General features: G+C 66.7%; 19 protein-coding genes and 1 tRNA gene. 3 read left to right on the top strand and 17 right to left on the bottom strand.

The features are described 5' to 3' along the window. Positions 1 to 410: 410 nt before the first annotated feature. The 4 genes from FHX33_RS01665 to FHX33_RS01650 all read right to left on the bottom strand — a co-directional run bounded on the left by FHX33_RS01665 (position 411) and on the right by FHX33_RS01650 (position 4058). Positions 411 to 1556, bottom strand: coding sequence for an SAVED domain-containing protein (locus FHX33_RS01665; RefSeq protein WP_221209313.1), 1146 nt, complete (start codon positions 1554 to 1556; stop codon positions 411 to 413). Positions 1557 to 1641: 85 nt separating this feature from the next. After that, entirely contained in the window at positions 1642 to 2577 is a 936-nt protein-coding gene (locus FHX33_RS01660) for an ATP-binding protein (protein WP_039922222.1), read from the bottom strand. Next, on the bottom strand, positions 2574 to 3086 hold the full coding sequence (locus FHX33_RS01655; protein ID WP_021763012.1) for an HORMA-1 domain-containing protein: 513 nt from the start codon (positions 3084 to 3086) through the stop codon (positions 2574 to 2576). The genes FHX33_RS01660 and FHX33_RS01655 overlap by 4 nt, the downstream gene beginning before the upstream one ends. 6 nt (positions 3087 to 3092) lie before the next feature. Beyond that, positions 3093 to 4058: a CBASS oligonucleotide cyclase gene (locus FHX33_RS01650; RefSeq protein ID WP_039922220.1), complete on the bottom strand. Its 966-nt coding sequence runs from the start codon at positions 4056 to 4058 to the stop codon at positions 3093 to 3095. A 306-nt stretch (positions 4059 to 4364) separates the two neighbouring features. Between FHX33_RS01650 and FHX33_RS01645 the strand changes: the two genes are divergently transcribed. The 3 genes from FHX33_RS01645 to FHX33_RS01635 all read left to right on the top strand — a co-directional run bounded on the left by FHX33_RS01645 (position 4365) and on the right by FHX33_RS01635 (position 7517). Beyond that, a complete protein-coding gene (locus tag FHX33_RS01645) occupies positions 4365 to 5663 on the top strand; it encodes a Shedu anti-phage system protein SduA domain-containing protein (RefSeq protein ID WP_169730331.1) in 1299 nt (432 codons plus the stop codon). Positions 5664 to 5720: 57 nt separating this feature from the next. Then, entirely contained in the window at positions 5721 to 6218 is a 498-nt protein-coding gene (locus FHX33_RS01640; RefSeq protein WP_155829020.1) for a hypothetical protein, read from the top strand. A 348-nt stretch (positions 6219 to 6566) separates the two neighbouring features. Continuing rightward, on the top strand, positions 6567 to 7517 hold the full coding sequence (locus FHX33_RS01635; RefSeq protein ID WP_039922217.1) for a hypothetical protein: 951 nt from the start codon (positions 6567 to 6569) through the stop codon (positions 7515 to 7517). Positions 7518 to 7750: 233 nt separating this feature from the next. On the opposite strand, the gene FHX33_RS01630 is transcribed toward FHX33_RS01635, so the two are convergent. The 13 genes from FHX33_RS01630 to FHX33_RS01570 all read right to left on the bottom strand — a co-directional run bounded on the left by FHX33_RS01630 (position 7751) and on the right by FHX33_RS01570 (position 22241). Further along, positions 7751 to 7827 (bottom strand) — tRNA-Pro (locus FHX33_RS01630). A 250-nt stretch (positions 7828 to 8077) separates the two neighbouring features. Continuing rightward, the gene (locus FHX33_RS01625; protein ID WP_183428084.1) at positions 8078 to 9688 is read right to left on the bottom strand and encodes a chitinase; all 1611 of its coding nucleotides are present in this window, start codon (positions 9686 to 9688) and stop codon (positions 8078 to 8080) included. After that, complete coding sequence (locus tag FHX33_RS01620) at positions 9688 to 12030, bottom strand: glycosyltransferase family 2 protein (protein ID WP_021763005.1); 2343 nt, start codon at positions 12028 to 12030, stop codon at positions 9688 to 9690. Before FHX33_RS01620 ends, FHX33_RS01625 begins: the two co-directional genes overlap by 1 nt. A gap of 282 nt (positions 12031 to 12312) precedes the next feature. Next, complete coding sequence (der, locus tag FHX33_RS01615) at positions 12313 to 13818, bottom strand: ribosome biogenesis GTPase Der (protein WP_021763004.1); 1506 nt, start codon at positions 13816 to 13818, stop codon at positions 12313 to 12315. Beyond that, a complete protein-coding gene (gene cmk, locus FHX33_RS01610) occupies positions 13811 to 14509 on the bottom strand; it encodes a (d)CMP kinase (RefSeq protein ID WP_021763003.1) in 699 nt (232 codons plus the stop codon). The genes der and cmk overlap by 8 nt, the downstream gene beginning before the upstream one ends. Then, on the bottom strand, positions 14506 to 15594 hold the full coding sequence (locus tag FHX33_RS01605; protein WP_183428083.1) for a prephenate dehydrogenase: 1089 nt from the start codon (positions 15592 to 15594) through the stop codon (positions 14506 to 14508). The genes cmk and FHX33_RS01605 overlap by 4 nt, the downstream gene beginning before the upstream one ends. 120 nt (positions 15595 to 15714) lie before the next feature. After that, positions 15715 to 16497: a pseudouridine synthase gene (locus FHX33_RS01600; protein ID WP_039923326.1), complete on the bottom strand. Its 783-nt coding sequence runs from the start codon at positions 16495 to 16497 to the stop codon at positions 15715 to 15717. Then, positions 16487 to 17116: an SMC-Scp complex subunit ScpB gene (gene scpB / locus FHX33_RS01595; RefSeq protein ID WP_021764460.1), complete on the bottom strand. Its 630-nt coding sequence runs from the start codon at positions 17114 to 17116 to the stop codon at positions 16487 to 16489. Before scpB ends, FHX33_RS01600 begins: the two co-directional genes overlap by 11 nt. After that, complete coding sequence (locus tag FHX33_RS01590; RefSeq protein ID WP_021764459.1) at positions 17106 to 17990, bottom strand: segregation and condensation protein A; 885 nt, start codon at positions 17988 to 17990, stop codon at positions 17106 to 17108. The genes scpB and FHX33_RS01590 overlap by 11 nt, the downstream gene beginning before the upstream one ends. Beyond that, the gene (locus FHX33_RS01585; protein ID WP_021764458.1) at positions 17974 to 18873 is read right to left on the bottom strand and encodes a ParA family protein; all 900 of its coding nucleotides are present in this window, start codon (positions 18871 to 18873) and stop codon (positions 17974 to 17976) included. The genes FHX33_RS01590 and FHX33_RS01585 overlap by 17 nt, the downstream gene beginning before the upstream one ends. Positions 18874 to 18979: 106 nt before the next feature. Further along, a complete protein-coding gene (gene xerD / locus FHX33_RS01580) occupies positions 18980 to 19885 on the bottom strand; it encodes a site-specific tyrosine recombinase XerD (RefSeq protein ID WP_021764457.1) in 906 nt (301 codons plus the stop codon). Further along, positions 19882 to 20514: an NUDIX domain-containing protein gene (locus tag FHX33_RS01575; protein ID WP_021764456.1), complete on the bottom strand. Its 633-nt coding sequence runs from the start codon at positions 20512 to 20514 to the stop codon at positions 19882 to 19884. Before FHX33_RS01575 ends, xerD begins: the two co-directional genes overlap by 4 nt. Then, positions 20514 to 22241 carry a CTP synthase gene (locus FHX33_RS01570; RefSeq protein WP_021764455.1) on the bottom strand — a complete coding sequence of 576 codons (1728 nt, stop codon included), beginning with the start codon at positions 22239 to 22241 and terminating at the stop codon, positions 20514 to 20516. Before FHX33_RS01570 ends, FHX33_RS01575 begins: the two co-directional genes overlap by 1 nt. Positions 22242 to 22270: the final 29 nt, after the last annotated feature.

Raw genomic sequence — 22270 nt, 5'->3', positions numbered from 1 at the left:
TGCGTTGATGGACAAAGTGCGTAGCAGAAAACCGCGTTCCGCCGGCGGCACATTCGGGTCACTGGCTATTGCATCGCGGGCATATTTGAGCGACCAAGACTTGGGTCTGTCTCGGGCTCCACTTTCAGCGAGCGCTGCGCAGTGGCGCAGCGCCTGGAGTGCGTTCGTCCTCCAAAGCTGCTGCGCCCAAGGCACTGTCAGTGAGTGGAGATCAACCACTCTTTCGATAATCGCTTTACCTGCTCCGTCGTCGGATAGCACACCGATAGACAACCACATCGTTATGCCGAACAAGTAAACTTGCCGGATCGACCACCATGCTGACACGGACGGCGCGACAGTCGACTGTTCTTTCGCTCAACCATCACGGACCCTTTGCCAGTCGGCTGGATTTGCGCCCTCGATTCGCGTCAGGTGGTCAAGGTCACAGCCGAAACGTAGAGTCTCGAGGTCGTGTCGTACTCGTAAGTCGTGATCTGCGGCAGCGTGGCGACGTATGTTCCAAGCAAGAACGCGTAGCCTGCCGGACCGGCAATAAAGAAGTGGATCGAATCGAGACCGAGCACTTGTGAGCGCGTGTAACGTATTGCATCGATGGTCAGGTGAACCAGTGATGCCACCTCGTTAGGCGTAAGCGGGTCCGCCCTCGTATTCCGCCCGGCTGGCGAACTGATCTCCAGCACCGCCCGCCAGTCCGGGGTCTCAAGACGGCTGCGCGCGAACGCCTCAGCCACGTTGTCGCTTATGTTGACACATACAGCGAGAGCGCCCGCCGTCGTCGTTCGATACACAGGCGACGCTACTTTCCAGCCGCGTTCTTCTGCGACTGAGGCGTCGGGAGACTCGCTCATCCTCCACGGTTTCGAGGTATCGCCGGTTGGCTGGCGCTGCAGCCAAGCAGGACTCCGTCCGTCTCTCGTGGAGTAAGTAGATCCGAGCAGCATTGCGGACGGCACAGATGGGGTTCCGCTGAGCTGAACCGCGGTTGTTGCCGGTGTGAGTTGTTTCAGGGCGGCGGCCACATCGTGTGCGGCGACGGACATTGCATTCCAGGCCGCCCGCTGCGGAGCGCCAGCGCGAAAGTACCTCGTCCAGTCAAGGGTAAGCACGTCTGCGGCGGTCCGCGACAGAGTTCCTTTGGCGTGTACTGAAAACGGGATGCTCGACCCCGAGGAGCCGGCTGAAACCTCAGCAATCCTGTTCCTGAGTACGGTGACCGCAACTTGACAGATGTCGGTCTCTAGGGCCCACGGTGTTGCGACTTTGATTAGGTTCCAAGTGGCGAGATCTTCTACGCCAAGAGAATCTGCGAACAGGTCAGCAGCATCGCTGTAGTCGAGGCCATCGGCGAGGATGACGATGAGCCAGAAGCCGTTGTCCCGTCGGTAGCGACGAACAGCTTCCGGCACCTCGACATCCTTGATGATGGCGCTATCCCCCACGTCGGGCGTCAGCCAAAGGACGGCGCCCGACGTCTTCTCATCATTGAGGACCGCGCGGATGGTTCCTTCGGTCGGCTCGCTCGATAGATCGTCCACGTCACGCCATGTAGGCACGCCTCGATCGTGGAGCGCATGGATAAGCGCATCGGTCTCTCGCAGACGCTTCCTTCGGTAAGAGATGAAGACCGGGCCGCGAGGATCAGCCATCGGTTCCTCCGAAGGGACGGGTCGGAACGAATGACTTGGCGGCCTCGGTAAGGCCGGACTCCGTGATGGCAGTGTCGTCGCCGTACGCGCTGAGCACCAGGTCCGGCACGAATCTCTGCCTCAAATCGGAATAGGTGGCTCCCCACGCGCGTCCGTTGTCTGTTCCCAGCAGCCGTGCAGCTTCCTCAATCGCGCCGGCGCTGATCCCAGTGCCCGTCAGCGCGCTCGTGAGAACGTGAACCCGCTGCGCGGTCGTTGGACGAGCGAAGGTAAAGACGTGAGCTGCACGCCGCGCAATTGCAGGATCAAGCGCGTCCGAGCGATTACTGCACAATACGGTGAGGACAGGGAGCTTGTCGCGGCGGAGGCTGTCAATAGCGCGAATGAGCGCATTGACGCCGGCACGATCTTCGTGGTGCATCTGCGCGAGTTCACGAGACTGAGCGATTGCGTCGGCCTCGTCGATAAGGAGGATGGCGGCGTTACGAATGTTCCCTTTTACGTCGCGCGCTTGCCCGAGCGACGAGCGGACGTGCTCGAACGCTTGTGTAATTAGAGTGCTCATCTCTCCGACGAGTCCTCGCCCGCGGGCACTCAGACTGAGGGGGTAAAGGGTAAGCATCGGAAGATGGAGCGACCGGGCGATCGGGTCCCCCACGGACTCCGCAAGTTCTGTCTTGCCTGTGCCAACGTCTCCGGCGAGAACTATCAGAGGCGTGCGTTCCTCGACGGCTCGCACCGCGTCGAGACTTGAGCCATGATGTCTCACGCTCCAATGCTCAAGCACTTGAGGGTCTATTAGGACGCTGGCCTCATTCACCAGACGCCGTTTGATGTGGTCGATACCGACAAGCGCGTCGAAACGCTTTCGAGCAGCGCTGTCAGGGTACTCCATGACATTGCCGAAGAGTTCATTGTTGGAGGTCATACCGGGCGGAAAGTCTTTCGGTCGATGGCGACGCCCGCACTGCCATATGTCCGGTCAGTGTGCCAGTAGCCGCTACCGTCGCTGGGCAGATGGCCGGTACTGCGGCTTATCGGGTGCCGAGACTTCGCGGTGTTCTGCTCTTCCGGTGTCAAGTTGAACCATGCAGGACTGTACGACATGAAGTTGAAATAGACCGCGCCGCTGATGTCGGCTCGAGCGTAGATTCCGCCGCTACGGTCATCCGCTCCTCCCACGAGGTCGCCGCTTGCGTTAACCCGATACTGCCAGGACACAACGCGCTGGTCGTTCTTCTTGAACCCGAATTCATATTCCTTCGTAAAGCCGCCTGCGAGCATCACGATGAGCTCATCCTGATATTTCGTGACCATCGTTTCGGAAGGTTCGCCGTAAAAGTTGCGGCATTGGTATAGGTCGCTGACGACCTTCGATGCCAAGTGTTTAGCGTGCGTCAGAGTGAACGTCTGGCTGACGGAGTAGGAACCGGTCATTCGCGTTTATCCCTTGAAGGTGGGGCCGAGTATCTCTTGCCAACCATCGACAGCGCGGCCCTTGGTTGTCGCGAAGCGAGCGTCAGTGAGGGCGTCATACGCTGACGCGGCGGCATCGACGATCTTGTCTCGACCTACGGAGTCATACCTGATGGCGACGTTGTTCTCGGTGTTCACGGGATCAAGGATGTCGATTGGAGCTGATCCACGTTTCGGGAAGTCAGAAGCGGGGGTGTAGTCCGTGAACGCGATTCGTTTGTCGAGGCCCGTTTTCACGATCCATTCGAAGAAGGCTTCCAGCGCCCTGGGATAATCGGACAGGGGCACACCTGAGTCTGCGAGATGGGCCCATATCAATTCGATCATGAATGATTTGAACTTGAAATCGGGATCCGCCCGCGTGATGATCTGGCGCTTCCACCACTTCGTCAAGCGAATCAGTTCTAGAAATTCGAGGCCGTATGTTTTGCGTCGGCCCCCGATAAAGTCCAGGTGTAGACGGGTGCTGGTTTTCAGTCGGTCTCCGGTGTACTTCTTGATGAGATACCCAATGTCGTTTGCCTCCCCCTCATACAGCACCGGAACAACATCTACGTCCAGGCCCGAGCCACGGTAGTGAACTGTGACGCAGTGAGTTTGCTCTTCGAATTGGTCGCGGTCCATGTTTGTAGTGGCCTCGTACAGCCGATCTGCCAGCCACGGCACCAATTGGGAGTCACTGGATGGTGCCTCGCCCGCCTTGACGTACACGGCTAGATCAAGGTCATTCACGTTCTTTAGGGCCGTCCCCTTCGCAACGCTGCCAGCGTGCAGACTCTTCACCAAGCCATAACCGGGGTCGGCAGCGATCTTCGAAGACAGGCGATCGCGGAGTCCATTAACCTGGGTTCGATGCTTCGCCGCGTCCTGGCGGGGAAGATTAACGCGATCGGCGGCGAACGTCGCGACGTGCTGATGGGTAATCTCTGACACGCGTACCTCTTGCCCTCGGGTGTACTCGGCGGTCGGGACGGTCCGTCTTGGTGAGCGGGTATCGGCCCTGGGCCCAAGTGTAGATAGAGGCACCGACATTAGCGCCCGCACGCGGTACCGGGACCAGCTTTCCCGTCCGGGAGCTATTTTTTCGAGCGTCTGAGGTTGCCGCCGACGCCCACCGATCGTCAGACTCCCCTGCGAACCACTCGGCCGGCTCGTGCCAGGCACCCGAATTGGATGAGGTCGTATCCCGGAGAACTTTCGTCGATCGCTACCTCGGGGTTCCGCACTAAGCTCCCGTGTATGCCCTCGACCCCGTCGCCCCAGCCGCGGTGGGAGCAGATTGCGGACAATCTGGACTCAATGGCTGCTGGGCCAACTGCCGCTCAGATCGCGACTGCTGACGCCCTTGGCATTCCTCTAAGTCGCACTATTCCTGCGCCGGTTGCCGCCGTGGTCATTCGGGACTACTTGGCACCAGTTCTCTTCCAAGGATTAGGTGGGGACGCAGAACTTCCCGACGCGCTTGGAGACCTCGAAACTGAACTCGGCCTCACGCTTAGCGCGCACCTGATTACGGGCTCGCGCGATGAAGTGAGCGCCTGGTTCAGCGCCCGCTATATGGTGATGACCTCCCGTGGCTTGCGCGCTCTGATGCCAGAGCCTGGCGACGTGGTGGCTGGGCATTCGGGCGCGACCGAGAGGCGTGTTATCTCGAGTCTGAGCTCCGATGGCCACATCAATTTCAAGGGTCGGCCCACGGCCCGAGCGTGGCCGAATCATCTCGTCTCGGTCGCGCGGGTGGGGAGCTCGGAATATGCCCGCGCTGTGCAGGAGGTCGACGCGTCCCTTCGTAACGCCGCGAACTACGCGGGGGCAAGCTTCGGGAACTTCCTGCCGCTCACCGAGTACGCACTCGATGGCTACACGCCGGCCCCTGAAGCCATTCGAGCCCTTGAAGAACTCCTGGAATCAGGAGAACGCCTCGAGCAACCTTTCCAAGATCTGCTCGAGCGTTATCCCGCGCTTCTTGCCTCGGTGGTGATCGGCAATTGGAAGACATACGTCATTCCGCAACCTCGCTTAGGCGCCGAACACGTGCCAGATTTCTTGGTCCTCGGATTCAACAGCCTCGGCCCGCACTGGGTCACCGTCGAAATCGAGGCAGCTCGCCACAAGATAGTCAACCAGAGCGGTCGGTTGTCCGGGCCCAGCAACCATGCCGTAGCGCAGATTCAGGATTGGCGTGAGTGGCTGACGCACAACGTCGCCTATGCACAGACCGAACATCATCTGCACGGACTTACCAATCGTGCGCCCGGTTTGGTCATTATCGGCCGCGATAGTCCCTCTTCGCAAAGACAGGCCGCTCGAGCCCAGTCAGAGGAGGATGCGCGTATTGCGGTCCACTCATGGGACTGGTTACTTCGAAACGCTCTAGCCCGCGCTCAAAACCCGTTATTTCCATCACAGTTCGCATTGGCGAATCTCCCAAAACAAGCGAACTCCGAGTCGTTGCGTCCGACACCTGTGGAAACCTCTGGCAGCGTATTCGATGACGACTTCGAGGGGCTGAATATCGACGATCTGCTCTCGAGCTAGCGCACGCCGAACTGGCTGTTAAACCTCCCCCATATGACCCAATTGGTAGAATACAGGGTGAGCATCGTCGACTACTCAGCGCCGGCGTCCACCGTATTCCAGGGCCTCGAGTCGGCTCTCGAGCGAATCACGGGCGAGAGCATGAGATCAGACCAGATTGCCATCGGGGAGTCGCTCTTTTGGGGAATCACGCTCGACGAGCTGCTCTACAAAACGCACGGCACCCCCTACGTGGATGCGCGAGATGCCGACCCTCTGGGAGGGTGCGTCAACGGTGCCCGGTTGGCGCGGAACGCAATCACGCATGGCGCCGTACTCGTCCAGTCGATCCAAGGCGGCCTGACCTTCCCGCTGTCGTTCCCACTGATGTTTGGAGAGCCAGCGTGGCTGCCGGTGGATCGCATCATGGAGCTGGCGTCTCCGCCAACATCGAAACGGCTAGCGGCTCAGCAAGCGAGCTACGCCACTCACTTCGCGACCAGGAAGCCGGCGGAGCCGCCGCGTCAGTTGCGAGACTGGATCGTGGTAGCGGCAGACGCTGGCTTCCTCCTTTAAGCTCGTCCAAGCTCGACATCTCGTTCGACCGGACGTACATGAACTCGCCGAACCGCAAGGGCTACACTCGCGGAAACCTCAAGCCAAGGTCACCGAGCAGAGCAGGTCAGTGATCCTCGTGAGCTTCCGCCAGGAATTGTCGACGTCTTCGCCGGGTACCACGTGCGAAGTGGGAAACGGACCGACTACCAGAAGAAGCAAACGGACCTCACTCCACCGAAGCGTCCTGGAGACGCAACGTTCGCCTGGGGATGGGAAAGCAACTTCGCTGTCCGCGTCGACTCCGCCAGCCCGAAGCATCGACCATTTCCCGGGATCATCGTCGCCGCGACGATGAGCCTTCCCAACATGGAGGTCGCCGAAGAAGCGGTATCGCTCATGTCGTACAGTCTGCGATTGGGGCTCACCCCCGGCGTGGCAGACGCTGATAAGCAGTACTGGGCAAACAGCCTGGCAAAGAGACTTCACGAGCCGGCCTTCATGCTCGGCTTCACGCCATCGACGGACTACCGAGCGGATCGCCTGAAGCCTTCCGGCGGTGCCCACGGTGCACGATACCTCGAAGGCCGGGCATACTGCCCCAGCACTCCCTCCACGCACCTGTACGCGACGCAGCAGTACCACGATGGCGAGATCGACAAGGCGACCTTCCGGGACCGGAAGGTGGAACTCGCGGCATATGAACTGCACAAGAGAGAGACAAAGCCGAATGGCAAGGTCATGCTGGCCTGTCCCGCATTGGGGAACGCTCCCACTGTCACCTGCCCACTGAGAGAACTCGCCGAGAAGGCATCCAAGAAGAGCCGTCCATCGATCGACGCCGAGGACCTCATTCCGGCCACTCTCCGTGACACGATCTGCTCGAAGCACAGCGCCTCGTTCGACCCCGCGGACCTCCGTCGCGAGGCACAGGCATTCCCTTACGGCACTCAGGAGTGGGAGGACTTTCACACGCACGCTCGGAACGCGATCGAGTCTCTGAACTCGCAGATCAAGAGCGGCGGCGGACACAACCTGCATGACTCCACCCGCAGGCCCGTCCATGGGTTCGCCGCAGCACAGATCATGATGACGCTCGTCGTCGCAGCGTTCAACATGCGCAAAATCGTCAGCTTCATCTCCGATGCAGCGCACGAAGCGGCCAAAGGTGAATCGAAGGACCCCGAGGTGCGACGACGCGACCGTGAGCACTACAACCCATACACCGGCACCTACCCGCCGGGCGTGAGGCCCCTCACCTCGGCGAAAGCGCGCCCCGATGACGGTGACGGAACGGGCGGACCACCCCTACGGGAGTAGTGTTCCGCTACTCGCGACACCGCTCGAGAGAGAGCAAGAACCCAGCTCACCGAAGGCGCCAGCGCGCCCAAAATCGGCAACGATCCAGAGGTCGTGCCCGCTGCTACCGCACTTTCGACAGACACGTCGATCATGTTGGCGCTCTCGCCGCACAAAACAAGAATCGCCCCGGACTTTCGTCCGGGGCGATTCTTTTGTGGCCGGTTCCGTAATAAGTTACGTAAACGGCCCTTTGGTCGGGCTGACAGGATTTGAACCTGCGACCCCTTGACCCCCAGTCAAGTGCGCTACCAAGCTGCGCCACAGCCCGTTGCTGCCCCACCCAGGCGCTGGGCACCAAGCGAGGCAACTCCACTATCTTAGCGTGTCGGCGGGGGTGCGTCGTGCACCAACCCGAAGGTGCCTTGACGGCCCCGCCGACACGACGACGAACGCGCGCTCAGGGGCTTCCCGACGAAGCCGGCGCGTATCGCCGCCTGGAACCTCCGCCCCGCAGCGGATGTGTCCAGTTGGGTCGACGACGGGATGCGAGCAGGGGGTCTGCATCCCGCCGCCGAGTCTCATCCGGCGGTGGAACCGCCGAGGATCTGGTCGATCTCGTCCTGGGTGAGCGGGGTCCAGGGAGACGAGTCGGGGTCCGAGCTGGCGGCCTCGGGGCTGTCGCCCTGGGTCCACCACTTGGCCTCGAAGGGCACGCCGTCGAAGAGCACGCGCTGACCCTTGTCGAACTGCGCGGTGCCGGTCCACTCGGGGTAGGTGCCGGCGGGCACGGTGGGCTGCGGGATGGGCGTCTCACCGGCCAGCACGGGGCCGACGAGCTCCCACGGGGTCTCCCACGCGTTCAGGACGGGGTTGTCGGGCACGTCGCCCTTGGTCCACCACTTGGCGACGTACACGTTGCGGTGCCACACGACCTTCGTGCCCTTGAGGTACGAGTTGGTCTGGGTCCAGATGGCGTACGGGGAGGTGGCGGGATCGTCGGCGACGGCGGTGCTGGTGGGCTCCGCGGTGGTGACGGACGACTCGCCGAGCGAGATGTGCCCGTCGAACCCCTTCGAGAGGATGCCGGCGAAGGTCTGCTTGCCCTGGCTGACGCCGGAGCAGGCATCCGAGACGACAGAGGTGTCGACGTAGTTGGACCCACAGGTCTTGTCGCGGTTGGCGGACCACATGGACATGCGGCCGATGCCCTCCGAGACGGCCCACTTGTTGAAAGCGGTGGCGTCCTTGAGGCCGAAGACCTCATCCTCCACGTCGTTCTGGCCGATCATGGGAGTGGCGCCGATCTTCGCCCACAGGCTGGGGTCGCTCTGGTGCAGGCCGGCCCGGTCGTAGAGCACGCCGAGCTGACGCTGAGCGGCGGTGACGGCGGCCTGCGCGTTCTGCGCCATGGACTTCTTGGCATCCTTCGACTGCCCGAAGTCCATGGTCATGACGTTGACGCCGGCGATGTCGACCTTGGCCTTGAGCATGGCGGCGATAGCGTTGGTGCCATCGGAGGTCATGCCGCTGGGCGCGACGGGGAGGGTCAGCCACACGGCGAGGCTCTTGCCGGCAGCGCGACGCTCCTTCTGCAGGGCGGCGATGGCGGTGGCGCGACGCTCGGCGGCCGCGGTGTCGGTCAGGCCGTTGCCCTCGAGGTCGAGATCGATGGTGCCGATCTTGTACCGGTCGACGACGGAGGCGTACGCATCCTTCAGCTCGGTCTCATCGGTGCAGTTCACGGCGAGCTCGTCGTTGTTCAGACCGCCGAACGAGACGGCGACGGTCCCGCCCTGCTGCTGCAGGCGCGCGATGCGGCGGTCCAGGTCGAGGGAGGAACGGGCCTGGTCGAGGGTGTAGGCGGCGCCCCACGAGGGGGTGCACGCCTGCTCTTTCGACGAGACGACGAACGAGAGCACGGCGTCCTTGGAGGAGGTGGCGCCCATGTTCTCGAACGCGAACCGCGGGGTGGCGGTCACGTCGACGTAGGAGGCGAACCAGGGCTTCGAATCCACGGCGGCGCGGGCGCTCCACCACTGGAATCCGACGACACCGCCGGTGATGACGATGGCGGCGACGAGCGTCGCGCCGACGACCCGCCAGAACCCGAGCCGGCGGCCGGAGGTGGACTCCGGCGCCTGGGCGCGCTCGATCTGGGCCGCCTCGGCGGCCTTGCTGTCGCGAGCCATCAGGCGGCCTGCTTCTCGGCGTCGTCGATCACGGAGTCGCCGGACACGGCGGCACCGGCAGCACCCGTGGAACCCGCGGCGGCGGCGCGCTCCAGGTGGGGCACCTCCCCGCCGGAGTGCCCGTGGTACAGCACGGAACGCCAGTCGATCGACTCGGTCGCGGGTGCGGGAGCCTCAGCGGAGCGCTTCTTGCCCTTCTCGACGTACAGCGGCTTGGTCAGGCCGAGCCAGATGTCGACGATGGTGGCGCCGATGCCGATGTAGGAGATGATCGCCCAGATCGCGAGCGTCGCGTTGAAGGCGGCGAACGCGGCGTTGCCCCAGTTCTGCGCGTTCCAGTCGCGCCACAGGGTGAACAGCGAGAAGGCGACCATCGCCAGCGGCGCGACGACGTAGAGCAGCGGCGACGCGGTGCGGTTCTTGACCTTCGGTGTGCGGGCGAACGGGATCTTCTTGCCGGTCAGCGACTGCTGGATCGACTTGAGCACACCGGCCAGGTTCACCGGCAGCAGGATCAGGTTGAAGCCGTAGATCCGGAAGATGTCGGTGGCCTTGTAGCCGGAGTAGCGCAGGTCCGAGGCCTGGCTGATGAAGTATGGCAGGGCGGCCAGCAGCACCATCGGGCTGAGGAGGCGGCCGTCGTACGGGTAGGCCAGCAGGAAGACGAGGCCGAAGCTCGCCCAGCAGATGGAGGCCATGTAGTTCACGCGCAGCAGCAGCTCGATGCGGGAGACGTTCTCCCCGCGACGGCGGCGCTCCTTCACCTGACGCCACAGCTTCGGGAGGATGAGCAGACCGCCGTTCGCCCAGCGGCGACGCTGCACGATCAGGGAGCCGAAGTCCGGCGGGGTGGCGGAGTAGCTCAGGCGCTCCGGGTAGTTCGCCAGGGTCCAGCCGTGGGTGCCGAGGTCGATGCTCGACTCGGTGTCCTCGATGACGGTGCGGTCCTGGATGTACCGGCGCACCTCGAACCCGCCGACGAACTCGGTCTCGACGATGTCTTCCAGCGCGCGCTTGCGGATGACCGCGTTCGCGCCGACCCAGAACGTGGCGCCGTAGTACGACTTGCCCTGGTGCAGGATGTGCTGGATGTCGGTGGTCGCACCGGCGAGGCGCTCGATGCGGGTGCCGGCGCCGCGGAACGACGAGTACGGGGTCTGCGTGACGGCGACGCGGGCGTTGTCCGGCTGCTGCAGGAAGTAGGTCAGGCGCAGGCAGTACTCGCGCAGCAGGATGGAGTCGGCATCCAGGGTGAGCAGGAAGTCGCTGTCCGGGATCTCGATGTCGCCGGGTCGGCGCTGGCCGGCCGGGACCGGGGTCAGGATGGGGCCGTCCGGCGTCTCCTCGACGCGGTACACACCGCCCATCAGGCCGATGTACGCGTTGAGGTTCATCGCCTTGTTGGCCTCGTGCGAGAGGGAGGCCCACTGCTTGCGCTCGAAGACGGCGAGCTCGGCGTCGAAGGTCCAGGTGAGGCGGCGGTAGAGCTGGGCGACGCGCTCGGTGGAGAGGGTGGCGCCGTCGTCGATCGCGGCGCGCACGGCCTCCCCCGTCAGGGCGAGGTCGTCGCCGAGGGCGCGGAGCACCTGGTCGGCGAAGAAGACGTCGACGTGATCGTCGATGGCGTGGGCGTCGGCCTGGGCGTACAGCCACTCGGCGGCCCAGGTGTAGTGGGAGGCGAGCTCGCGGGCGTCGTCGGCGGAGGCGAACGCACGCCCGTCGCCGAGCTCGAAGCGCAGCAGCGCGTCGGTGAAGCGGAAGCGCGGCTCCGACAGCTGGTCGCTGATGCTGGCGGCCAAGTCGCGGGTGGCCTGGAGGCGCTCGATCACGGCCGGGTCGGTCGGGTTCGGGTTGTCGTCGAGGAGCAGCACGACCCGCTTGGACGGGAACTCCTGCAGCGCGGCCGAGAGCAGCGTCATCCGCACGACCTCCGGCTCCTCCGCGTAGGAGGGCACCAGGACGGTGATGGTCGGCTGGTTCTCGGAGAAGTGGCGGTCGAGCTCGGCGCGGGGAACGCGCACGTGCTTCTGGAACCGCTGCAGCGCACCCTGGCGGGCGACCAGGTACATCAGCGCCGAGAAGGTGAGGAAGGTGACGACGACCGTGTAGCCGATCGCCTCCATCGTGAAGCGGAAGTCCTGCGTGCCCAGCACGAGGAACTGGCGGATGATCGTGGTCACCACGTAGATCGCCCAGAAGACGATCGTCAGCACGATGGCGACGCGACTCCAGGTGACCTTGCGGTCCGACGGCTTCGGGTGGACCGTCGGCAGCGGGGTAGTGCGCTTCTCGGAGCCGAGCTGGCGCTTTCGGGCAGGGGTGTATGAACTTGTAGAACTCATGATCGGGTATGCGTCCTTGATAATGAGAGTCCGCGCCTTCGGGTGGCACGGTCGGGTAGCTCTCGGATGTCCACATTAGTGAGGACACGATGGGGGACAAATACCCCCAACATGGTCGCCCCCGATCTGGGGGTGACTCGTCACCCTTTCTCTCAGAATCGCTCGCGCGTGTCCGCTTGACGCAAAAGGGCGCCGAGGTTCACGACCTTGCGGTCAAATCCGGGGAAATGACCGCAACAACGTGAACTTCGGCGCCCGAAGCTCGCGACCGGCGCGCGCTGGCTAGCGCTGGCGCTTCTCGCGCACGCGCATGTTGAGCACGATCGGCGTGCCATCGAAGCCGTAGACCTCCCGCAGCCGGCGGATGATGTAGCGCCGGTAGCCCGGGTCCAGGAACCCGGTCGTGAACACGACGAATGTCGGCGGCCGGCTGGTCGCCTGCGTGCCGAACAGGATGCGCGGCTGCTTGCCACCGCGCACCGGGTGCGGGTGCGCCGCGGTGAGCTCGGCCAGGAAGGCGTTGAACTTGCCGGTCGGGATGCGGGTGTCCCACGACTCGAGTGCGAGCTCCAGTGCCGGGACGAGCTTCTCGAGATGGCGGCCGGTGCGGGCCGAGATGTTGACGCGCGGCGCCCAGGAGACGTGGGCGAGATCCTGCTCGATCTCGCGCTCCAGGTAGCGGCGGCGCTCGTCGTCCAGCAGGTCCCACTTGTTGAAGGCCAGCACGAGGGCGCGACCCGACTCGAGCACGAGGTCGATGATGCGCACGTCCTGCTCGCTGATGGGCTGGCTGACGTCGAGCACGACGACGGCGACCTCCGCCTTCTCCAGCGCGGTGGAGGTGCGCAGCGACGCGTAGAAGTCGGCGCCCTGCTGCAGGTGCACGCGGCGGCGGATGCCGGCGGTGTCGACGAAGCGCCACACCTTGCCGCCCAGCTCGACCTGCTCGTCGACCGGGTCGCGGGTGGTGCCGGCGAGCTCGTTGACGACCACGCGCTCCTCGCCCGCCGCCTTGTTCAGGAGGGAGGACTTGCCGACGTTCGGCCGGCCGACGATCGCGACGCGACGGGGGCCGCCGACCTCCTGCTTGGCGACGGCCGAGACCTCGGGCAGCGCCTTCAGGATGTCGTCGAGCAGGTCGGCGACGCCGCGGCCGTGCAGGGCCGAGACGGGGCGCGGCTCGCCGAGGCCCAGCGACCACAGCTCGGTCGCGAAGGGCTCCTGGCGGGCGTCGTCCACCTTGTTGGCGGCGAGGAAGACCGGCTTGTCGGTCTTGCGCAGCATGCGCACGACGTGCTCGTCGGTCGCGGTCGCCCCGACCGTCGCGTCGACGACGAACAGCACCGCGTCGGCGAGATCGATCGCGACCTCGGCCTGCGCGGCCACGGACGCGTCGATGCCGCGGGCGTCGGGCTCCCAGCCGCCGGTGTCGACGAGGGTGAAGCGGCGGCCGTTCCACTCCGCCTGGTACGACACGCGGTCGCGGGTCACACCGGGGGTGTCCTCCACGACGGCCTCGCGGCGGCCCAGGATGCGGTTGACGAGCGCCGACTTGCCCACGTTGGGGCGGCCGACGATGGCGAGCACCGGCAGGGCGGGGAGGAAGGTGATCGCGTTCGGGTCCTCGCTGACGGTCTCGAGGATGTCGAGGTCGCTCTCGTCGAGCTCGTAGTCGTTGAGGCCGCTGCGCAGGGCGGCGGCGCGCTGGACGGCGAGGACGTCGTCCATCTCCGCCAGCCGCTCGGCGAGGTCGTCGGCCCCGACGGGCTCGTTGTCGATGTCAGACATGGGTCTCTTTCTGTACGACCTGGATGACCGCATCCACGGTCTGGTCGAAGTCGAGGTCGGTGGAGTCGACGGTGGTCACACCGTCCGCGGCGTTCATGAAGTCGACGACCCGGGAGTCGGCCGCGTCCCTCCGGAGCAGCGCCTCGCCGACATGGGCGGCGGAATGGCCGATCAGCTCAGCAGAACGTCTGGCAATTCTAACGGATTCGTCGGCGGTGAGCAGGATGCGCACGGGAGCATCCGGAAACACCACGGTCGTGATGTCCCGGCCCTCGACCACGACGCCCGGTTTGCCGGAGCGCCGCACGATGTCGCGGAAGAGCTGCGTGAGGAAGGCGCGCACCTCCGGCACCCGCGCGATCGCGCTCACGACGGCGGTGACGTCGGGCTCGCGGATCGCGTCGGTCACGTCGTGGTCGCCGACGAAGACGCCGGTGTTCGCCGGGTCCTCGCCGGAGGGATCGGTGCCGATCCGGTAGTCGAAGTCGGGCAGCGCGTCGATCACGGCCGCGGAATCGGTCGGGTCGAGCCGGCGCTGCACGACGTACCAGCTGAGCGCGCGGTACGCGGCGCCGGTGTCGAGGTACGCCCAGCCGAGCCGGCGGGCGGTGGCCTTCGAGACGGACGACTTGCCGCTGCCGGCGGGTCCGTCGACCGCCACCACGATCGGGGTCTGTGCGAGCTCTGTCATCCGGCGATCCTCCAGCCGCGGTCGGTCAGGTCGTTCACGGTGCGGGTCAGCACCTCGGGCAGCACGGCGATCTCGGCGAGGCCGAAGGCGGCGCCCGGCGAGTGCTCGAGCCGCAGGTCCTCCAGGTTCACGTCGAGGTCGCCCAGTTCGTTCAGGAGGCGCGCGAGCTCGCCAGGGCGATCCTCCACCATCACGACCACCGAGCTGTAGCGCTTGTCCTGGCCGTGCTTGCCCGGCAGGCGCGAGACGCCGACGTTGCCGCCCGCGATCTCCTCGGCGATCGCGCGCCGGGAGCCGGCCGCATCCACGTCGCCGAGGGCCACGAGCACGCGGTCGAGGTCATCGCGGTAGGCGTGCAGGATCTCGACGATCGCGGGTGCGTTCGCGCCGAGGATCTGCACCCACAGCTCGGGCTCGCTCGCGGCGATGCGGGTCACGTCGCGCACGCCCTGACCCGCGAGGCCGAGGGCGGCGTCGGTGGAGCCGGCGAGGCGCTTGGCCATCAGGCTCGACACGATCTGCGGCGCGTGCGAGACGAGGGCGACGGCCGCGTCGTGGTCGGCCGCGCCCATCTCGACCGGCGTCGCGCCGAGGTCCAGGATGAGCGCCTCCACCAGGCTGACGGCCTCGCGCGGGTTCTCCGGTCGCGCCGCGACCACCCAGGGGCGGCCGATGAAGAGGTCGGCGCGGGCGGCGCTGGGGCCGCCGCGCTCGCGTCCGGCCAGCGGGTGCGAGCCGACGTAGCGGGACAGGTCGGCGCCCGACTCCTGCAGCTCGGAGAGCGGCGCGACCTTCACGCTGGCGACGTCGGTGACGACCGCCGCGGGATGCGCGGCGAGCTCGTCCGCGACGACGCGCGAGACCAGGTCCGGCGGCACCGCGACGACGATCAGCGACGGTTCCGCTCCCCCGTCGTCCGCGCGCCCGGCCCCATAGTCCGCGGCCAGCCGCAGGTGGGCGGGCGAGGCGTCGGCGAGCAGCACGTCGACTCCCCGGGCGCGCAGCCCGAGTCCGACGGAGGCGCCGAGCAGCCCGGCGCCGACGACGCGGACGGGACCGGTGAGCCGGGAGGCGGGTTCGTTCACGCATCCACCTTAGTCAGCGGCGGCACGCCTCACCGCCGCGCCCCTCCCCCGCACATTTGTGACGAATGTCGACTTTGGGCGCGCCAAAGGCGACATTCGGCACAAATCGTGAGGGGGGGGTCAGCGCTCGGCGGAGTCCGCGGAGTCGGCAGAGCCCTCGCGGGAGATCGTCAGCAGCTTGCCCAGCTCCTCCTTCGTCAGGTCGCGCATCGCGCCGACCTTCAGGGTGCCGAGGTGCAGCGGGCCGAACTGGCGGCGGACGAGCTCGATCACGGGATGCCCGACCTCCGCCATCATGCGGCGCACGATGCGGTTGCGGCCGGAGTGCAGGGTCAGCTCGACGAGACTGTCGTTCGCGCCGCCGCCCCCCTGGAGCAGGCGCGCGCGGTCGGCGGAGATCGGGCCGTCCTCCAGCTCGACGCCGCGGGTCAGGCGCGCGATCGTCTGCGGCGTGACCTGGCCGCGCACGCGCGCGATGTAGGTCTTGGTGACGCCGAAGCTGGGATGCGCGAGCACGTGGGCGAGCTCCCCGTCGTTCGTGAGGATGAGCAGCCCGGAGGTCTCCGCATCCAGCCGCCCGACGTTGAACAGCCGCTCCGCGAACTCGGAGGTGAACCGCGAGAGGTCGGGGCGCCCCTGCTCGTCGCGCATCGAGCTGACCACGCCGACGGGCTTGTTGAGCATGACGTAGCGGCGGCTGGTGTCCAGCTGCACGGCGGTGCCGTCGACGGCCAGCTTGTCATTCTCCGGGTCGATGCGGCGGCCCAGCTCGGTGACGACCTGGCCGTTGACCGTCACCCGGCCCTCGACGATCAGCTGCTCCGAGACGCGGCGGGAGGCGACTCCGGCGGCGGCCATGACCTTCTGCAGGCGTTCGCCCTGGGGTGCGTCCTCAACGGACATCGGCATCGAATCCTTCCGCTCCGTCCGCCAGCAGCGGGGAGATCTTGGGCAGCTCGTCCACCGAGTTGATGCCGAGCTGGGTGAGCAGCAGGTCGGTCGTGCCGTAGTTGATGGCACCCGTCTCGCTGTCGGTGAAGAGTTCGGTGATGAGCCCGCGGCCCAGCAGGGTGCGGACGACGGAGTCCACGTTGACCGCGCGGATGGACGCGATCGCGCCGCGGCTGATCGGCTGCTTGTAGGCGATCACGGCGAGCGTCTCGAGCGCGGCCTGCGAGAGCTTGGTGGGGTTCTGCTGCAGCACGTAGCCGGCGACGACCTGGTCGTACTCGGCGCGCACGTAGACGCGCCAGCCGCCTCCGACCTCGCGCAGTTCGAAGCCGCGGCGCACGCTCCCGCCCGGGGCGTTGCCGTCGAAGTCCTCCACCAGCACGTCGATCGCCTGCCGCACCCGCTTGACCGGGGCGCCGACGGCGGTCGCCAGGGTCACGATGCTCATCGGCTCGTCGGCGACCATGAGGATCGCCTCCAGCGCGCGCTCGATGTCGGTGTCGGCGACGGGCGCCGGCACCTCCGTCGAGTCGGTCGCGTCCACGAGCTCGGACACGTTCTCAACCGTCATAATCCGCTCCCAGGTTGGACAGGTTCTCCTCGGACCAGTGCTCCGCCGTCCAGCGCAGCGTCAGCTCGCCCAGCGGCTCCAGCTGCTCGAACGCGATGGCCGCGTGCCGGTACAGCTCGAGCACGGCGAGGAAGCGCGCGATGACGACGCCCTTCTGCTCGGCGCCCGCGACCAGCTGCCGGAACGACAACTGGTCGCCACCGCGCAGCATCCCGACGACCACGGCCGCCTGCTCCCGGATGCTGACCAGCGGTGCGTGCAGGTGGTCGAGCCCCACGACGGGGATCTCACGCGGCGTCATCGCCAGGGTCGCGAGCGCGGCGAAGTCGTCGAGGCCCAGCGTCCACACCAGCTCCGGGTCGCGCTGGCGGAACTTATCCTCCAGCCGCACCGTGCGGGTGTGCCGGCTGCTCTCGGCCTCCAGCGTCCCCGCGAACCACGCCGACGCCTCCTTGAAGGCGCGGTACTGCAGCAGCCGGGCAAAGAGGAGGTCGCGCGCCTCCAGCAGCGCCACATCCTCCGCATCGACGAGCTCGCCCTGCGGCAGCAGCCCGGCGACCTTGAGGTCGAGCAGGGTCGCGGCCACGAGCAGGAACTCGCTGGCCTCGTCGAGGCTGTCCTCGGTGTCGAGCGCCCGCAGATAGGCGATGAACTCGTCGGTGACGCGGCTCAGCGAGATCTCGGTGATGTCGAGCTCGTGCTTCGTGATGAGCGAGAGCAGGAGGTCGAACGGCCCTTCGAACGCGCCGACCGCGACGCGGAATCCAGCATCTGCGGGTGCCGCGTCGTCGGTCGCGGCCGCCTCGGCTCCCGCGTCCGCGGCGGACGGGGTCGCCAGGGTGCCCTGCGGGGCGTCGTCAGGCGACGGCGCCACGGAAGATCAGTTCCCGCGCGAGCTGGCGAAAGGCCTCGGCGGCGGCGTGCTCGGGGGCGAACTGCGTGATCGGGGTGCCCGCGACCGAGGCGTCCGGGAACTTCACCGTGCGCGAGATCACCGTCTCCAGCACGCGGTCGCCGAACGCGTCCACGACGCGCTCCAGCACCTCGCGCGAGTGCAGCGTGCGCGAGTCGTACATGGTGGCCAGGATGCCGTCGAGCTCGATCGCCGGGTTGAGCCGCTCGCGCACCTTGTCGATGGTCTCGATCAGCAGGGCGACGCCGCGCAGCGCGAAGTACTCGCACTCGAGCGGGATGAGCACGCCGTGGCTCGCCGTCAGGGCGTTCACGGTCAGGATGCCGAGTGAGGGCTGGCAGTCGATCAGGATGACGTCGTAGTCGGCGCTGACCTTGCGCAGCACCGAGGCGAGGATCTGCTCGCGGGCGACCTCGTTGACGAGGTGCACCTCCGCCGCCGACAGGTCGATGTTCGCCGGGATGATGTCGAGGCCGGGGACGCTCGTGGTCTGGATGGCGCCCTGCACGTCCGCGTTGCGGTTCAGCAGCAGGTCGTAGATCGTCGTCACGTCGTGCGTCTGCGCACCGAGGCCGGCCGAGAGCGCACCCTGGGGGTCGAAGTCGACGGCCAGCACGCGACGGCCGTAGTCCGCGAGGGTGGCGCCGAGGTTGATGGAGGTCGTGGTCTTGCCGACCCCGCCCTTCTGGTTGCAGAGCGCCACGATGCGGGCGGGGCCGTGCTGGTTCAGCGGGGCGGGCTGGGGGAACGCGCGCAGGGGTCGCCCGGTGGGTCCGAGCTTCGTGGTGAGGGAAGCCTCGTCCATACCGGGAAGCTCGGTCCTGACCTGGTCGTTGCGCGTCACCGGGGTGTTCCTCGTCCCTGTCGTTGGCGGTCTGTTCAAGGGGACAGTCTATCCGGGGCGAACCCCTGCCGCCGGGCGGGAGAGCGGCGGTTCGCGGGGCCGCCGATCAGCGCGCCCGCGGGTGCGCCGACGTGTAGACGTCGCGCAGGGTGTCGGCCGTGACCAGCGTGTAGATCTGGGTCGTCGCGACCGACGAGTGCCCCAGCAGCTCCTGCACGACGCGCACGTCCGCTCCCCCGGCGAGGAGGTGGGTAGCGAAGGAGTGGCGCAGGGTGTGCGGCGAGATCTCGACGGGCAGGTTCGCCCGCTCGGCGGCGGCCCGGATGATCAGCCAGGCGTTCTGGCGCGAGAGCCGCGCCCCGCGCATCCCGAGGAACAGCGCGGGCGTCGCGCGGCCCTTGGTCGAGAGCAGGGGCCGCGCGCGCACGAGATAGGCGTCGACCGCCGTGCGGGCGTAGCTGCCGAGCGGGACGATGCGCTGCTTGCTGCCCTTGCCCGTCAGCCGCACGATGTCGGCGTCGATGACGTCGTCCACGTTCAGCCCGACGGCCTCGCTGACGCGTGCACCCGTGGCGTACATGAGCTCCAGCAGGGCCTTGTCGCGCAGGTTGGCGACCTCCTCGCCGTCGGTCGCCGCCAGCAGGGCGGCCACCTGGTCGATCGTGATGGCCTTCGGGAGGCGGCTGGGCAGCTTCGGAGGGCGCACCTCGTGGGCGACATCCTGCTCCACCCGCCCCTCCTCCAGCAGGAACCGGTGGAAGCCGCGGACCGTCGACAGCACCCGCGCGAGGGAGGATGCAGTGAGGGGCGACTCGGGCCGCGTTCCGAGGTGCGCCACGAACTCCGAGACCATCGGGCTCGTGACCTCGCGGAGGTCGGCCGCGCCGCGCTCGTCGAGCCACGCCGTGTAGACGGCGAGGTCGCGCCGGTAGGCGGCGACGGTGTTCGCCGAGAGGCCGCGCTCGATCGTCACGTGCCTCAGGAAGGCGTCCACCTCCGCCGCTGCGGTCATTCCCCGGCGAGCTTCGGGTGGGTCGGCCACGGCTCGTCCGCCGCACCGAGCGTGGCCCAGCCCTTCTCGCGGGCCGTCCGTGCCGCGAGCACCGCGATGATGAGCGGCGCGTTGTGCACCGTCCGGGCGAGCACCGCGTCCACCGCGTCGTCGAGAGGCAGCCACGCCGTCTCGATGTCGGCCTCCTCCTCCTCGCGCGCGAAAGCCTCCGCCGCCGGGCGCACACCGCGCGCCAGGTAGATGCGGATGGCCTCGTCGCTGCCACCAGGGCTGGTGAAGATGTCGGTCAGCACGTTCCACTCGTCGGCGACCAGGTCCGCCTCCTCGGCGAGCTCGCGCTTCACCGCGGTGAGCGGATCCTCGCCGCGGATGTCGAGGAGCCCGGCCGGGATCTCCCAGTCGCGGTGCCGCACCGGATGCCGGTACTGCTTGATCAGCAGCACCCGCTCCTGGTCGTCCAGAGCGAGCACCGCGACGGCACCGGTGTGGTCGACGTACTCACGGGTGATGTCCTCGCCGTTGTAGCGGAACACGTCCCGGCGCACATCCCAGATCCGGCCGTCGAAGACCGCCTCGGACGAGACGATCTCGGGGCGGAACGGCTCGTCCTGCAGCAGACGGTCGCTCATCAGCCCTCCGCGGCGACTTCGAAGAGCAGGCTCGCCTTCTGGCGCTCGAGCGCCGCGCCGACCAGGCCGGCGAACAGCGGGTGCGCGTTGTTCGGGCGCGACCGCAGCTCCGGGTGGGCCTGGGTGCCGATGTAGAACGGGTGCACGTCGCGCGGCAGCTCGACGTACTCGACGAGGTGACCGTCGGGCGAGGTGCCCGAGAACCACAGACCGGCGTCGGCGATCTGCTCGCGGTAGTTGTTGTTGACCTCGTAGCGGTGGCGGTGGCGCTCGCTGGCCTCGTTCGAGCCGTACAGGTCGGCGGCGAGGGAGCCCTCGGCGAGCACGGCCGGGTAGAGGCCGAGGCGCATGGTGCCGCCCAGGTCGCCGCCGGCGATGATCTCGACCTGCTCCGCCATCGTCGCGATCACGGGGAACTCGGTCTCGGGGTCGAACTCCGACGAGGACGCGCCGGCGAGGCCCGCCTCGTGACGCGCGTACTCGATGACCATGCACTGCAGGCCGAGGCACAGGCCGAGCGCGGGGATGCCGTTCTCGCGGGCGAAGCGCAGGGCGCCGACCTTGCCCTCGATGCCGCGCACGCCGAAGCCGCCGGGCACGCAGATCGCGTCGACCTCGCTCAGCTGGTGGGCGGCGCCTTCGGCGGTCTGGCACTCGTCCGACGGGATCCACTTGAGCTTCACCTTGGTCTGGTGCGCGAAGCCGCCCGCACGGAGCGCCTCGGTGACCGACAGGTACGCGTCCGGGAGGTCGATGTACTTGCCGACCAGGCCGATGGTGACCTCGTGCTTCGGGTCGTGCACGGCCTCCAGCAGGCGCGCCCAGCCGTTCCAGTCGACGTCCGCCGCCTTGTCGAGGCCGAGCTGGTCGATGATGTAGGCGTCGAGGCCCTGGTCGTGCAGCATGGTCGGGATGTCGTAGATGCTCGGCACGTCGACGGCGTTGACCACAGCCGACTCGTCCACGTCGCACATGAGCGCGATCTTGCGCTTGTTGCTCTCGGAGACCGGGCGGTCGCTGCGGAGCACGAGCGCGTCCGGCTGGATGCCGATCGAGCGGAGCGCGGCGACGGAGTGCTGCGTGGGCTTGGTCTTCTGCTCGCCGGAGGCGTTCATGAAGGGCACCAACGAGACGTGCACGAAGAAGCAGTTCTTGCGGCCGAGCTCGTGACGCACCTGGCGCGCCGACTCGATGAACGGCTGCGACTCGATGTCGCCGACCGTTCCGCCGATCTCGGTGATGATGACGTCGGGCGCGGGCTCGCCGTCGGGGCCGGCCTGGGCCTGGAGGCGCATCCGGCGCTTGATCTCGTCGGTGATGTGCGGGATGACCTGCACGGTGTCGCCGAGGTACTCGCCGCGCCGCTCCTTGGCGATCACGTTCGAGTAGATCTGGCCCGTGGTCACGTTGGCCGACTGGCCGAGGTTGATGTCGAGGAACCGCTCGTAGTGTCCGATGTCGAGGTCCGTCTCGGCGCCGTCGTCGGTCACGAAGACCTCGCCGTGCTGGAACGGGTTCATCGTCCCCGGATCCACGTTCAGATAGGGGTCGAGCTTCTGCATCACGACGCGGAGTCCGCGCGCGGTCAGAAGGTTGCCCAGGGAGGCCGCCGTGAGGCCCTTGCCCAACGAAGAAACGACACCACCGGTCACGAAAATGTGCTTGGTAATGCCGTTCGAGATGCCCGCTTCAGATTTATCCACCACGGGCTTGCAGCTTATCACCATCGGCTGCGAGTGGTTCGCGCGCCGCGGAG

Source organism: Leifsonia aquatica (genome assembly GCF_014190775.1).
GTDB classification, from domain to species: Bacteria; Actinomycetota; Actinomycetes; order Actinomycetales; family Microbacteriaceae; genus Leifsonia; species Leifsonia aquatica.
The sequence above is the reverse complement of the archived record's forward strand: the minus strand, read 5'-3'. Positions and strand labels throughout refer to the sequence as shown.

Bases quoted from the DNA above. Each gene is read 5' to 3' on its own strand.
- FHX33_RS01645 (WP_169730331.1), top strand. From the start codon at position 4,365: ATGCCCTCGACCCCGTCGCCCCAGCCGCGGTGGGAGCAGATTGCGGAC.
- FHX33_RS01660 (WP_039922222.1), bottom strand. From the start codon at position 2,577: ATGACCTCCAACAATGAACTCTTCGGCAATGTCATGGAGTACCCTGAC.
- scpB (WP_021764460.1), bottom strand. From the start codon at position 17,116: ATGACGGTTGAGAACGTGTCCGAGCTCGTGGACGCGACCGACTCGACG.
- FHX33_RS01570 (WP_021764455.1), bottom strand. From the start codon at position 22,241: ATGGTGATAAGCTGCAAGCCCGTGGTGGATAAATCTGAAGCGGGCATC.
- FHX33_RS01635 (WP_039922217.1), top strand. From the start codon at position 6,567: ATGGAGGTCGCCGAAGAAGCGGTATCGCTCATGTCGTACAGTCTGCGA.
- FHX33_RS01575 (WP_021764456.1), bottom strand. From the start codon at position 20,514: ATGAGCGACCGTCTGCTGCAGGACGAGCCGTTCCGCCCCGAGATCGTC.
- FHX33_RS01625 (WP_183428084.1), bottom strand. From the start codon at position 9,688: ATGGCTCGCGACAGCAAGGCCGCCGAGGCGGCCCAGATCGAGCGCGCC.
- xerD (WP_021764457.1), bottom strand. From the start codon at position 19,885: ATGACCGCAGCGGCGGAGGTGGACGCCTTCCTGAGGCACGTGACGATC.
- FHX33_RS01620 (WP_021763005.1), bottom strand. From the start codon at position 12,030: ATGAGTTCTACAAGTTCATACACCCCTGCCCGAAAGCGCCAGCTCGGC.
- FHX33_RS01655 (WP_021763012.1), bottom strand. From the start codon at position 3,086: ATGACCGGTTCCTACTCCGTCAGCCAGACGTTCACTCTGACGCACGCT.
- FHX33_RS01600 (WP_039923326.1), bottom strand. From the start codon at position 16,497: ATGTCCGTTGAGGACGCACCCCAGGGCGAACGCCTGCAGAAGGTCATG.
- cmk (WP_021763003.1), bottom strand. From the start codon at position 14,509: ATGACAGAGCTCGCACAGACCCCGATCGTGGTGGCGGTCGACGGACCC.
- der (WP_021763004.1), bottom strand. From the start codon at position 13,818: ATGTCTGACATCGACAACGAGCCCGTCGGGGCCGACGACCTCGCCGAG.